At 41.1% G+C, this 12446-nt stretch carries 15 protein-coding genes; 7 read left to right on the top strand and 8 right to left on the bottom strand.

What is annotated here, in order from left to right:
- Positions 1-339: 339 nt before the first annotated feature.
- The gene (locus AB3351_RS20145) at positions 340-903 is read right to left on the bottom strand and encodes a GNAT family N-acetyltransferase (protein ID WP_371148960.1); all 564 of its coding nucleotides are present in this window, start codon (positions 901-903) and stop codon (positions 340-342) included.
- Between the two features lie 205 nt (positions 904-1108).
- On the opposite strand from AB3351_RS20145, the gene AB3351_RS20140 reads away from it, so the two are divergent.
- Positions 1109-1501, top strand: a complete 393-nt coding sequence (locus AB3351_RS20140; protein ID WP_371149037.1) for a LexA family protein — start codon at positions 1109-1111, stop codon at positions 1499-1501.
- 75 nt (positions 1502-1576) lie between these two features.
- Here the strand turns inward: AB3351_RS20140 and AB3351_RS20135 are convergent, their stop codons facing one another.
- The 3 genes from AB3351_RS20135 to AB3351_RS20125 are packed head-to-tail and all read right to left on the bottom strand — an operon-like array spanning position 1577 to position 3338.
- Positions 1577-1696, bottom strand: a complete 120-nt coding sequence (locus AB3351_RS20135; RefSeq protein WP_371148959.1) for a cyclic lactone autoinducer peptide — start codon at positions 1694-1696, stop codon at positions 1577-1579.
- A 15-nt stretch (positions 1697-1711) separates the two neighbouring features.
- Positions 1712-2272 carry an accessory gene regulator ArgB-like protein gene (locus tag AB3351_RS20130; protein WP_371148958.1) on the bottom strand — a complete coding sequence of 187 codons (561 nt, stop codon included), beginning with the start codon at positions 2270-2272 and terminating at the stop codon, positions 1712-1714.
- A gap of 1 nt (position 2273) precedes the next feature.
- A complete protein-coding gene (locus AB3351_RS20125) occupies positions 2274-3338 on the bottom strand; it encodes a hypothetical protein (protein ID WP_371148957.1) in 1065 nt (354 codons plus the stop codon).
- Positions 3339-3741: 403 nt separating this feature from the next.
- Between AB3351_RS20125 and AB3351_RS20120 the strand changes: the two genes are divergently transcribed.
- The gene (locus AB3351_RS20120) at positions 3742-4218 is read left to right on the top strand and encodes a hypothetical protein (RefSeq protein ID WP_371148956.1); all 477 of its coding nucleotides are present in this window, start codon (positions 3742-3744) and stop codon (positions 4216-4218) included.
- 62 nt (positions 4219-4280) lie between these two features.
- Here AB3351_RS20120 and AB3351_RS20115 read toward each other — a convergent pair whose 3' ends face one another.
- Both AB3351_RS20115 and AB3351_RS20110 read right to left on the bottom strand, forming a co-directional pair.
- Entirely contained in the window at positions 4281-4631 is a 351-nt protein-coding gene (locus AB3351_RS20115) for an MmcQ/YjbR family DNA-binding protein (RefSeq protein WP_371148955.1), read from the bottom strand.
- A 59-nt stretch (positions 4632-4690) separates the two neighbouring features.
- On the bottom strand, positions 4691-4912 hold the full coding sequence (locus AB3351_RS20110; protein ID WP_371148954.1) for a hypothetical protein: 222 nt from the start codon (positions 4910-4912) through the stop codon (positions 4691-4693).
- A gap of 117 nt (positions 4913-5029) precedes the next feature.
- Between AB3351_RS20110 and AB3351_RS20105 the strand changes: the two genes are divergently transcribed.
- The 4 genes from AB3351_RS20105 to AB3351_RS20090 all read left to right on the top strand — a co-directional run bounded on the left by AB3351_RS20105 (position 5030) and on the right by AB3351_RS20090 (position 7581).
- Positions 5030-5686, top strand: a complete 657-nt coding sequence (locus AB3351_RS20105; RefSeq protein WP_371148953.1) for a stalk domain-containing protein — start codon at positions 5030-5032, stop codon at positions 5684-5686.
- Between the two features lie 71 nt (positions 5687-5757).
- Complete coding sequence (locus tag AB3351_RS20100) at positions 5758-6216, top strand: DUF6884 domain-containing protein (RefSeq protein WP_371148952.1); 459 nt, start codon at positions 5758-5760, stop codon at positions 6214-6216.
- Between the two features lie 129 nt (positions 6217-6345).
- On the top strand, positions 6346-7011 hold the full coding sequence (locus AB3351_RS20095) for a class I SAM-dependent methyltransferase (protein WP_371148951.1): 666 nt from the start codon (positions 6346-6348) through the stop codon (positions 7009-7011).
- Positions 7012-7254: 243 nt separating this feature from the next.
- Entirely contained in the window at positions 7255-7581 is a 327-nt protein-coding gene (locus AB3351_RS20090) for a hypothetical protein (RefSeq protein WP_371148950.1), read from the top strand.
- Positions 7582-7632: 51 nt separating this feature from the next.
- Here the strand turns inward: AB3351_RS20090 and lplT are convergent, their stop codons facing one another.
- Both lplT and AB3351_RS20080 read right to left on the bottom strand, forming a co-directional pair.
- A complete protein-coding gene (gene lplT, locus AB3351_RS20085) occupies positions 7633-8838 on the bottom strand; it encodes a lysophospholipid transporter LplT (protein ID WP_371148949.1) in 1206 nt (401 codons plus the stop codon).
- A gap of 14 nt (positions 8839-8852) precedes the next feature.
- Positions 8853-10952, bottom strand: coding sequence for an AMP-binding protein (locus AB3351_RS20080; protein WP_371148948.1), 2100 nt, complete (start codon positions 10950-10952; stop codon positions 8853-8855).
- Positions 10953-11231: 279 nt separating this feature from the next.
- On the opposite strand from AB3351_RS20080, the gene AB3351_RS20075 reads away from it, so the two are divergent.
- Positions 11232-12278: a TRAP transporter substrate-binding protein gene (locus AB3351_RS20075; protein WP_371148947.1), complete on the top strand. Its 1047-nt coding sequence runs from the start codon at positions 11232-11234 to the stop codon at positions 12276-12278.
- Positions 12279-12446 lie beyond the last annotated feature (168 nt).

Here is a 12446-nt window from a genome sequence, read left to right as displayed (position 1 = left end):
CAGCTCCAGACACTAGCCTTCATTCTATAGAGCAAATAGGATGAGTGCTGGATACAGTCAGCTATCTGTGCATCAGAGTTAGTGTGGTAAGTGGATACCGTGGTACAAAGAGGAACCCACCGGCTTATTTTATTAAAAGTCAAGAAAATGTTTAAAATCATTTATAATTAAGTAACTAAATAAAATGTCACACATTTTATAAGCCAAAAGAGAGGATAGATGAACAGGGTGAAAATGCCTGTATTCATCTATCCTTTATTGTACAACAAACGACCTCATTTACTACAACAATGGTATTGGTTGTTCTTCAACTAACGTCTCCGATTGTTGAAGAAACAATTATGATTTATTTATTTCCAAACGCCAATTGTTACAATGCATGAAATTACCTGGTGGGTACTCAAATTCGCAATCTGATATTAATGAAAAGTTGAGCTTTCGACAAATGGCATTTGAAGCAGAATTTTCAACCGAAGGGAAAGCGTGTATGTATTGGTATTTCCCTTCCTTAATTGCTTCATTAATTGCTAGTTTAACGGCGTGTGTTGCTATCCCTTTCCCCTGAAATTCTGGTAGTATGCTCCATCCAATTTCATAAACACATTCATTATTCCAAGTTGATTGCCAATATACAACTGAACCAACCGCTTCAAAATCAGGACTTAGGGTAATGCTAAATACTTTTCCCTTTTCACCAAGTTCAAGATACCTTTTATGACGCTTTAGAACCTGTTCATTACTTTCAGACCCTCCGAGATGTTCCATCATTTCTGGTGCGTTTAATTTAACAAGTAGATCAAGGTCTTTGTCTTCCCAAATGTTAATTTGTATTTGTCGTTCTTCAATTTGTTTTGAAATAACGTCCATCTCCTTAAATTTATTATTCTTTATCCTACTACTCATAATTAAACTCCTTATTACACAATCCTGCTTCGTTAGTTGAAGAAGGGAGGGTGATACTTATTGTGAATCACCTACTTAAATTTTTCAAAATGATTCGTTACCCACTTTGAATTATTTTCAGCAAAGTATTGTTCTGCGAGGATCAGACGTTGTGCCAGTTCCTTTTTTGATAACTTCATGTATTTCCTATGTATATTTTCTATAAATTCTGTGTTTTGTCAAGAAAGAAGTAAAAGACAAGGGGTATCCGCCTTCTGTCCGCGAGATTGGAGAAGCAGTCGGATTGTCTTCTGCTTCAACAGTACGTGATCATTTAGCACATTTGGAGAAGAAAGGGTTAATTCGACGCGATCCAACCAAGCCAAGGGCTATAGAAATTCTTGATGGCGACTATGTGATTGTTCGTCAGCAGCCGACAGCCAATAACAGAGACATTGTTGTCGCGATGACAGCAGAAGATGAAGCGACCGTGAAGACTTTCTATAAGGAGAGAAATCACATTCGCATGCAGCCCGAAAAACCGACTATGGGTCCGATCCTGCTGCCAGCTGTTACGATTCTCAGTAAGGTCATTAGGGGGTATCGGAACATTCATTGAGAAAATGACCAATAAAAAAAGATACCCGGCTGAGCGCCGGGTTTTTGTGTGCCAAATGTGTTCTAGATTTCCGTTTTATTTGAGTTCTTCAGGAACTTCAGGTGCATGTAAGAATGTCAGTGAGTTTGGCGTAATAATCAAAGTAGCGAGTACAGAGAATGCCGTTGCAACATAATAAAAGAGTTTCCGTTTCATTTTTTATCACCTCCTTTACAACCAACGGTTTAATTGATGTATTGCTTTAACTCCTATAGGCGTAATAGTGAACGCCTGTGCAAATATTCCAATTGAAAAAGCAGAGGAAAAGCTCATTTCCAGATATGTACTAAGAAAACCGAAGCCTATCCATATAAAAGTGCCTACTTTGAAGATGTGTGCATATTGTAAAGATTTTCGAGACTGATGAGGTTCTAAGTAAAAGGGAAACTTGATAACAATGAGCAGGCTGCATACAAGAAGCGCATACGAAGTTTGAGGGGAGATAAGTATGTAACTAAGTCCCACCAGCATGACAGTAGAGCTAAGTGTACAGCCCCACCCTGTCTTTACATGGGCTCCTCCAATCATCATTCGCAAAACTCCAAAGGAAATAGCCAATATAAATACTTCATAGACTTGTCCTAACATAACAGAAACAACAAGTAGAACGACGGTCGTTATAAAAACACTAAGAAACCCCTGAATGCCAAATTTGAGGACAGCTACGGAAGCAGGGTGGTTATCTGTATGTTCTTTTATATAAATGGCTATTCTCTCTGCTAGCTTTTCCATTTCAATACCTCGAAAAATAGAATGTAAGGATTGTTTGTTCATCTTCTTTATGAACATCGGCTTTCCCGTTATATATTCGTATGAATTCTAGAATGTCAGGTTTGATGCTGTGTGGCACGTTAGCTTGTAATACGAATTTGACGTGTTCAGAATGTGTAGCATCCACACAAAAATGTATAGAGCCTAATTTCTCTCCTTTTTTAAAATCGGTAATAAATCCATCAATGATACGCGCTAAAATACGATTAAGATTGTATCCACTAATAAAAGCTGGAGGTAAATAATAGCCATAGGAAGTTACTTGCAAATGTACTCCTGCTACCCTACAAACATGCCACTCTTTTTGCAGAAAGCTTGACAACATAGGCTCAGATATTTCGATTGTCTCCATTAAAAACTCTTTCTCAGTAAGTAAATCGGAAAGATACTGTTTATAAAGGGTAGGATCTTGATAATGTGCTAGTCGCTGCAAAACTTTAAGGTGTGCTTTATACTCGCGAATGCTATGTTTAATTTCACTAGAATAAGTGGTTATGGTTTCTAAATAATGTTTATCTTCTTCAATTTTTGCATGTTTCTGAGACAGAATTATATTTCTGATGATGAGGAATAGGATTAAGAAAAGACCGAATGTTCCTAAAATTAGAGGGATACTTTGAAGTATATGGGTGTTCAAAGAAAAGAATACGGTTATAGTCTGAATCACCATAATAAGACCTACAAGTGAGAAGAGACTAACGAATATATTTATTTGTCTACTTAGCCGAGTATTTTCAGCTTGTTCTAAGCTGACCTGCCACTCAAATTTTTTAGTGAAATAGCTGGCCGCCATCATCATTAGAAATGTTATTGCATAAATAAGAATTTGATGATTAAAATGATTTGTTATTTGCGTAAGAGACTGGTTTGTAGTGACAATAAGCATAATAAGTATAACGACTTGGATTGTTGAGTTCGTTATATAACCTACAGAAATGACTGTAATAGCCGGAAATGGTTTGATTTTTAAAACTACGACGGTGAGGACATAACTAATCATCATCCCTATAAATACAGAGTACGGCACATTTATAGCCTCATATTGCCTAATAAAATGTGTTGCAATGGTAAGAATAAGGCAGATAAGCAGAATAGCGATGATTCGTGCACGTATTGCATACTTAAAGAGAGCTAATGGGAAGATCAAAAAAGATAGTTTCTCTAAAAAAGAGAAGAAGAGTCCGAATAAAATTTCAGTGTTCATAACGTAACGGAAATTACTATATAATTAGTAAATTCCTTCAAAATCACCCCTAAACCTAGTATATCAGACTCATAATAATAAAAAAAACGATTTTCTAATTTTTCCTAGGGAATAAAATCCTATTATGGAAGATAAACCGGGTAATTAATCAATATCTATATGTGAAACAATAGACTTCTTAGCTAGTCTTATTGTTTAATCAAGCATAGATGTTGGAGGAATTACGATGTATTTTTGGAAAGTAGACGCCTTAGCACAAGAACTGAAAGAGAAAAGATTATCCCAAAAAGAAAAGATGAAGTATTTATTGATATATGTTTTGTTAGCTGTTATCAAGTCTTTATTGTTGGTCTATATGCCCCAAGAGTTTAGTGTTTTTACTGTTATTGATCATCTTTTTTACTTTGGGATCACGGTGTGGGGGGTCATTGCGTGCTATAAGGCCAATGCAAAAGGTGATAACGAGGAATTTATAGACAGGTTTATTTGTTTGAGCTGGCCTATTTTTATTCGTTGTGTTGCTATTTCAATTGGTATTTATTTTGTCTATATGACAGTAGGCTATATCGTTTTTGGTGAGGCCTTTGATAGGTTCGCTGAGCAATGGAATATTGTGGATTCTGTTATTGTAAATGGTATTTTGTTTCTTAGTTATTTGTGGACTCGTCGATATATAGTGAAAGTTTCTGGTGCAAGTCATTAATAGGCTGACTTAATAAGGAAGGCTAAAACTTTTGGAAACAGAAGGTTTAGCCTTCCTCACTTTTATCGTAACGATTCCTTATCAACTTTTTTCAATCCTTTAAAAACTAGCTGGTAGGAGTGGTCAATCATACCGAGAATTTCTTCCGACGGAATACTATCATCCACTTCGATGGTGTTCCAATGACGTTTATTTAGATGATAGCCAGGCTTAATAGCGGAGTACTGTTCACGTAAAATCTCACAGGCTTCCGGCTCGCATTTTAGACTGATATGGAGGACGCCGTCTTTGTCGGATAGAAGTGCAAACATTTTTCCGCATATCTTGATTACATGTTTATCCTCGCCAAACGGAAAATCTTCGAAGGCTCCCTTTTTCTTCAGACAATAAGCGCGTACAGTATGCAGCTCCATAATTCTCTTCCTGCCTCTCTCCTTACTGACACATCAAATCCTTATGTTTGCTATATCATTTAAGAAAAGTATCGTATAAAAGGGTCATTTTGTAGTTCAACATAGGAATTCAAGGCATAGTGAATGATATAGATGGCAGCGACAAATAGAACCATAGAAAAAATGGTTGTGAGAGCGGCGGATTTTTTTATGGCCAAATAAAATAATCCGCCGCTTATTATGAGAATGATGATGCCCACAATACCTATAATAATAAAAACCAGTGAAAACATGCCCAGCATGATCGTAATCCTCCTATGCTAACTATGGTTTTTATCCTATTATTATGATAACAGAAGATGGAAAGTTTTTGCGGATGTTTGTATGGATTGTACTTTAGAGATAGGGAGGAAAGAGATATGAGGAAATCGGGGAAGCTAAAGTATCTTGTAACAGGGTTTATAGCCGGAGGCATTTTTTGTTCTGGGGTCGTATATGCGGCCAGTTCCATTAAGGTAGATTTTCTGCCGTTAAAATACTATTTTGATGGTGTGCAGAAGAAGACAGCCAAGCCGGGGTTTATCTACAACGGTACTACCTATGTGCCTCTTCGTTTTATGGCGGATTCGCTGGGAAAGGAAGTGCTGTATAATCCAAAAACAAAAGCTATCTACGTAACATCTCCTACAGGAGGGCCTACCGATTTACCGATACAGCCGGGCGATTATAGTCAAAAGAAAATCGCATCCGTGCTCTCCAGTGATTCTTCGTTTTATGGTGAATACACTGAAGCGGGGACAAATAAGAGATGGACATTTAAAATTAGCTTTTTTGATTTTAACAATCAGACCGGCAGCTTTAACGGAAAAATGGAGTTTGTAAATACTGATGATATTATCGCTTTGCAGGGAGAGGTCATCAACAACAAAATCACATTTAAAGAGACGAAGTTCGTCCATAATAGCGGTTCCTTGTCGCTTGGCGGAGATTATGTGTTAAGCTTGAAGGATAATCAGCTTAAAGGAACTCGGGAATATAAGGCGAAAAAGGGAAATGTCTGGATTGAAGTCGAATAAATACGCTGACTGGATAGAAAGTCGCTTCATGGGCGGCTTTTTTGTTTGGTCGGAAGGAGGAAGAACAGACAATGAAAAGAAGGCTCTGTATTACCCCATGTGGGGCAGTTAAGATATGGGATAAGCATCCGGAATTAGGAGCAGTTCCAGCGTATGATGCATACATCAGTCCATTTGGCTCGGCATGTCATGCATACGCGAAGACCTTTTTCGATCATTGGGTTATTCTTTCGGCCAAGCATGGCTTTTTGCGTCCAACAGACCTTGTACCAGGCAATTATGATCTGGCATTTGACTCTAAAAGTCAGGATATTATCACGATAGAAGCATTAAAGCGACAAGTAGAGGAGAAAGAGCTTAGGCGCTTCGATGAGATTGTTATCGTGGCAGGAAAAAAACACACGAAGGTAATCCGGGCTGTATTCGGTGATCATTGCACGTACCGTTTTCCGCTGCAGGGCTGCAAAGGGATTGGCTATATGCTGCAACGACTTAATAAAGCAATAAAAGAAAAGAAGGAAATAGAGTAAAAAGGTACGATACTCTCCTATTGAAGGATAGGAGAATTTTTTATACAATAAAACTTATTAAATTAATAGGAATAATAAACTTTACAGTAATCAGTTGCATATAGTGTAGAAAAAAGAGGAGGATAAACAATGTCAGAGCGTGAAGTACAGTTTAATCATGTTTTTGAACAGTGGGCAGACCAATATGACCATACGGTATCTGATACAGAAGGTGAATATGCGGAAGTGTTTGAAGGGTATGAAGCCATTCTTGATCAAGTCGCAGCGGAGTTAACCTCTCTTCGGGGAAAGCGCGTACTAGAGATTGGAGTCGGTACTGGGAATTTGACAGAGCGTCTTTTGCTGCAAGGATGGGATGTATGTGGGGTAGATCCCTCGCCCGACATGCGTGAGATTGCCCGTCACAAATTACCGCGGTTTACGGTAGAGGATGGACACTTCCTCTCTATTCCAGAAGCGATGGGTCAACTCGATGGAATCGTCAGCACGTATGCGCTGCATCATCTGACAGATGAGCAAAAGGCGCGCGCCATTCGACAGCTCGCAGAACGATTGCGTGATAATGGGATTATTGTGTTCGCCGATACGGCATACGCGGATGAAGAGGCGAAACAAATCATCCACACGCGAGCGAGAGAACAGCGTGCATTCGCCCTGCTTGAAGATCTGCAAACTGAATATTACACGCTCGTTCCTGTGCTGCGCCGCATGTTTGAAGAAGCGGGACTTGTCTTTTTCGCCCGTCAGCTAAATCGATATGTATGGTTGTTTACGGGTAGAAAACCTGCTCAATAAGGGAGTAGGTTTTTCCTTTGCTATGTTTCAAACAGGTAGAATCGTGGAAAAGTATCTGTATAATGTGACTATTTTAGCCACCCCTTACATAAATAAGCGCAAAGTCCCTCGTATGCTGTCGTTTTTTGCGTTACATTTAGAAAAAAGGATACGCTATAACAAGTCAATAATCATAGGTGGAGCAAATGTTCGTTGTTACGTTAGACCTGCTCGCACGATTTTACATAATAGGAGAAATATGAAATGGATTCGTTCTGGGGTTATATAGGAATGTTTATACTTTCATTCGTCGGATTGGGAATTTTTTATCGCAATACGCTGCGAAATGGACTGGTATCAATTTATATATTATTTTTTGCATTTGTAACGTATAGCATTGTTTGCGATATGTACTTTCGTCTGCCACAGGACCCTCATCTTCTGGCATTCTATCTCGCTCAGGCGTGGTTCGCATTCGTCTATATGCGAACGCAAAGAAAAAGAAAGCATCAACCTGCATCTGCTCCTCAGCGGTCACCGCTTCCGGTTTCTGCCCGCGTGGAGGAGGCACAGGCTTCGATTGCACAGTAAATCAAGGAGCGGAGAGAAAAGAATTCTCTCCGCTCCTTTGTGTATTGGCTCCTATAGAAACTCTGATGTATTTTTTTGAGGTGGAACCTGTAACACAACAAGTAGTTTTTTCTTTTGGAAATGAAGGTATAAGACAAAGCAGAGCAGAATCAGACCGATCGTCACGATGGATGCAGGAGCAGAGACGCCGGCCTTGGTTGCTCCTGTATAAATACCCATTCCCAAAAGCATCATCGTATTATTTACAAAGTTTTGTACAGCGACCGCTTTTCCTGTTCCCCCAAGCTTATGTCCCTCATCTTGAATCACCGTATTCATTGGTACGATGAATGCGCCGCCCATAAAGCCGATAGCCATGAGTACAGCAATGATCAGATAGAGATTCGATAAGAACACAGAAGAGATAATAAGCAGTGCCATCATTAGGCCATATATATAAGAACGATAGAATTTATGTGCCGGTATCAGATACGGTGTGGCAAGTGAGCCGATGATAATACCAACACCGGTAATTGCTACGAGCATGGATATTTTATCGAGCGAAGTAATGCCGAGCACTAATGGAATCCAGGCAATGAACGCAAAGCGAAGCACCGTAGACGACATCCAAAAAGAGCAGGTTCCCACAAGGGAGAAGCGGCATTTTCTGCTTGAAAAGAATCGCTTTGTATCGGAGATGAAATCTTGCAAAGCCCGATTATAGCGGATCGATTGATTGCCTGGCATCCGCGGGATTGCAAAGGTTCCGACAAGTGAAACAATGTACAGTCCAATGCAGACAGTCATTGCCCAGAATAGGGAATATTCGGCTAAGATACCGCCTGCGACCGATCCGGCAAGAATTGCAAAAATCGTATATCCTTCGATCTTACCGTTTGCTTTAAGCAGTGCTTCCTCATTCGGTGTAAGCTCCGGTAGAATTCCATACTTAGCGGGACTATAGGTAACGGCACCGATACCGACAATAAGGTAGCTAAGCACAGGAGAGACTCCGAGCATAAGAAGAGAAATACCGCCCGCTTTGATAATGTTACCGATGAGAAGCACCCATGATTTAGGGTTTCGGTCAGCAAAAAGACCTACGAACGGGGCGCATAGGACGTATGCTAGTAGGAATGCAGATTGCACCAGGCCAATATAAAATCCTGGGTATCCTTCTTGACGCATAATAGCTAGTACGATGAAAATAATCATATTATCTGCAAATGCCGAGATAAACTGGGTCCAATACAGGGCAGTAAGCGGTGCGATGCGCATGTTTTCTTCCTTTCTTAGGACTCGGCCCATTGTTTTATCGTTACGTAGTCGACCTTACCGCTACCGAGCAGGGGCAGTTGTTTCATACATACAATTTTAGATGGCAATAGTAACGGCAAGAAGCCGTTCTCCTGCAGGTACTCTTTGAGCCGGTGAATTGCAGCAGTAGAGCAGGTCGTATAAAGAATAATTTTTTCCCCTTTTCTTGCATCGGGTATACTAACAGCCGCCATCTCGTCGCTTTTGAAGCAGCGACCCGCCAACTGTTCAACAAGGTTAAGCGAGACCATCTCACCCGCGATTTTCGCAAATCTCTTTAAACGAGCGATGATATGAATATATCCATCCGTATCTACATCAACCACATCACCGCAATCGTACCATTCTTCGCTCGGGATGAAGCCCTTCTCATGCAGCAAATAACCTTTCATCACATTCGGCCCTTTTACGAGCAGGTTGCCTCCTTTTTCAATCCCTTCAATCGGCTCAATCTTGTATTCAATAGCAGGAAGGAATTGGCCCACTGTACCTCTGCGGTAGAAGTGGGGTGTATTTAATGCAAGCACCGGCGCTGTCTCCGTCGTACCATATCCTTCAAAGACACGAATGCCGAATTTATCGATCCATAGATCGCGCACTTCGTCCTTTAGCTTCTCCGCACCTGCGAACACATAGCGGATCGAATAAAAGTCATAGGGATGCGCATATTTTCCATAACCTCCAAGGAACGTAGAGGTCCCGAACAGAATCGTAATATCCCTATCGTATGCGATCTCAGGAATCAGCTTGTAATGCAGGGGTGTAGGATAGAGATATACGGACACTCCGGTTAACAGCGGCAGGAATGTTCCGATGGTTAAGCCGAAGGAGTGAAACATAGGTAGGGCGTTTAGAATTTTATCCTTCGGTGTTACATCGATAACGCTCGTAATCTGCATGACATTGGCATATAAGTTGGCGTGGCTCAGTACGACACCTTTTGGTTTATTCTCTGACCCGGACGTGAACAGGATCAGTTCATTCGGCCCGGGCTTTGCTTTTTTCTTAGCGATGAAGTCCGATACGGCCTGTACTCTATCCTGTGGTCCGATCGATTGTTTTACATCTTCAAGGTAAATGAAACGGACCTTGTCTTTAAGGTCGGCGAGCTGTGGTGCAAGTTTTCCTTTCGCAATGAATTCATGAGAAGTGAGTACGGTGCGGATATTCGCAGTCTCCGCACATTCGGCCAGTGTCTGTCTGCCCATCGTAAAGTTAAGAATAACAGGCGTCTTCCCACGCTGAAAGAGAGCAAGCAGCGTCGCTACATGGCCGACTGAATTGGGTAGGAATACGCCAATATTTTGCTCCGTGCCTAACAAGGCCGAAAACTTACTTGCTAGAGCATACGAGGCGATCAGCAGCTTTTTATAGTTTACACTCTGTCCCGGATCTTCACAGATTGGTGTATTATAGCCATTGATTTTTGCTTGGGCTACTACTTCATCGAACAGATTGGCCTGTGCTTTGTGTCGGCTGATGAAAAGCTCACGCTGCATGACCTGTAGAATTTGATACGCGGTTTGCTCTTTTTGCAAACGTAAGGGCAACTCTGAGTCAGCCTGTATGCGGTAAGGCTCCCCGATACGGACCTTAATCTCAGGAAACATCTTGGTATTCATTTTGTCCTGCAGGTAAGAAAGCTTGGAGCGTTCAGGACCTTCAAGAGTAATAGGATAAATACGCGCGCCTGTCTTTAGAGCAATATACCCCATGCCGCTATATATCTTCATCAATCCGCCAGTGCGGGTAATGCGCCCTTCTGGAAAAATGACCAATGGTGTACCCTGTTGGACAAGACGAATCATCTGCCGGACAGAGAGCGGGTTCATGGGATCAACCGTAATGTGGCGTCTGAGTTTTAGCAGAGAAGCGAACTGCTTGGCAACCTCTGTATTGACAACGAAGCAGACATCGGTCGGAAGATTCATCGCTAATACAGCCGCATCAAGAAGGGAGATGTGGTTGGGTGTAAGCAGTGTTGGTTGAGTGAAATCTACTGTATCTAATCCGGTAATGGATACACGGAACAATCCATTTGTCATCATGCGCAGCAGCGGATCGGCAATGGCCATGGTTTCTCCTCACTTCCTATTTTTTAGAAGATTATATCAAACCCCAGATTCTTCCTACAATTACTTTTATGAGAAGGGTCGGAAGTTGTAGATTTTTATATTTTTTTGTAGGTAAAATAGCATGAACAAAATGAACAAAATAATTACAAAATGAACAAAAATTGTGTTTTTTTATTTTAGGAAATAAGATAATATTCAGAAATGAAAACGCTTCATGTAACAATAAAAGGGAAAATATACATGAAGTTTACAAAAAGAAAGGTAAGAGGGGGAAGGAAGTTGAAAAAGGCATTAGCAGTAGTTATGACGCTTATGATGATGGTCCTGCTTGCCGCATGTGGCGGCGGTGGAGAAAAGAAAGCAGCTGACGCTAAACCGGCAGCAGGTGGAGAAGAGAAAAAAGACACCATCATTATTAAGTTCTCGCACGTTACTTCGGCTGACAGTGTAAAAGGAAAAGCATCGCAAAAATTCGCTGATCTGGCAGCGGAAAAAACAGGCGGGAAAGTGAAGGTTGAAGTATATCCGTCTTCGCAATTATACGGTGACAAGGAAGAACTCGATGCGCTTGTGTCTGGTAACGTTCACATGATCGCACCATCCGTTACAAAAATGGTAAAGCTTGATCCGCGTTGGCAGTATGTGGACATGCCATTCCTATTCAAAGATCGTGAACATGCGATGAAGTTCTTCCAGAGCGATTTGGCAAAGCAATTATTGAACGGGGAGCAACTCGTTGGCAACGATATTATGGGTCTGGCTTTCTGGGAAAACGGATTCAAACAGTTCACAAATAACAAAAAACCATTGAAAACACCGGCTGACTTCAAAGGTCTGAAGTTCCGTGCACAGGCAGGTAAAGTATTAGAAGGTCAGTTCAAAGCGCTGGGTGCAGGTTCGGCTACGATCCCGTTCGGTGAGACGTATGCGGCGCTGCAGCAGGGTACGGTTGATGGCCAAGAGAACACATTTAATAACATGGATACGCAAAAGTATCAAGAAGTACAAAAATATATGACAGTAAGTAATCATGGACGTCTTGATTATGCCATCTTCGTAAACAAACCATTCTGGGATGGAATGCCGGAAGATGTACGCACGAAGGTAGAAGAAGCGCTGAAAGAAGCAACGGAATATGAATGGAAGCTGGCTGGTGAGGATAACGACAAAAGCTTTGCAAACCTGAAAAACTCAGGAAAAATGGAAGTGACGGAGCTGACAGATGCAGAGCGTGCTGAATTAGAAAAAGCGTTGCAACCTGTTTATAAAGAGTTTGAAAGTGTTATTACACCAGAGCTTATTAACGGAATTAAAAATATGAAATAGAGCTAATGATTGAAGAGGCACTATATCGTTAGTGTCTCTTTTTCTTCTATGAAGGAGGAGATGAGATGAAGGGGCTAAAGAAGGCGTGGGCGCTGCTGGAGGATATTGCGGCTGGCAGCTTTTTATCCGTCGGAATTGCGCTGATCTTTTACGGCGTACTGATGCGTT

Source organism: Aneurinibacillus sp. REN35, from assembly GCF_041379945.2.
Classification (GTDB): Bacteria; Bacillota; Bacilli; order Aneurinibacillales; family Aneurinibacillaceae; genus Aneurinibacillus.
Note: the sequence above shows the minus strand (reverse complement) of the source record. Positions and strands in the feature narration are given on the sequence as shown.

Coding starts and splice junctions, on each gene's coding strand:
- AB3351_RS20145 (WP_371148960.1), bottom strand. CDS start 903: ATGAGTAGTAGGATAAAGAATAATAAATTTAAGGAGATGGACGTTATT.
- AB3351_RS20135 (WP_371148959.1), bottom strand. CDS start 1,696: ATGAAACGGAAACTCTTTTATTATGTTGCAACGGCATTCTCTGTACTC.
- AB3351_RS20130 (WP_371148958.1), bottom strand. CDS start 2,272: ATGGAAAAGCTAGCAGAGAGAATAGCCATTTATATAAAAGAACATACA.
- AB3351_RS20120 (WP_371148956.1), top strand. CDS start 3,742: ATGTATTTTTGGAAAGTAGACGCCTTAGCACAAGAACTGAAAGAGAAA.
- AB3351_RS20115 (WP_371148955.1), bottom strand. CDS start 4,631: ATGGAGCTGCATACTGTACGCGCTTATTGTCTGAAGAAAAAGGGAGCC.
- AB3351_RS20110 (WP_371148954.1), bottom strand. CDS start 4,912: ATGCTGGGCATGTTTTCACTGGTTTTTATTATTATAGGTATTGTGGGC.
- AB3351_RS20105 (WP_371148953.1), top strand. CDS start 5,030: ATGAGGAAATCGGGGAAGCTAAAGTATCTTGTAACAGGGTTTATAGCC.
- AB3351_RS20100 (WP_371148952.1), top strand. CDS start 5,758: ATGAAAAGAAGGCTCTGTATTACCCCATGTGGGGCAGTTAAGATATGG.
- AB3351_RS20095 (WP_371148951.1), top strand. CDS start 6,346: ATGTCAGAGCGTGAAGTACAGTTTAATCATGTTTTTGAACAGTGGGCA.
- AB3351_RS20090 (WP_371148950.1), top strand. CDS start 7,255: ATGGATTCGTTCTGGGGTTATATAGGAATGTTTATACTTTCATTCGTC.
- lplT (WP_371148949.1), bottom strand. CDS start 8,838: ATGCGCATCGCACCGCTTACTGCCCTGTATTGGACCCAGTTTATCTCG.
- AB3351_RS20080 (WP_371148948.1), bottom strand. CDS start 10,952: ATGGCCATTGCCGATCCGCTGCTGCGCATGATGACAAATGGATTGTTC.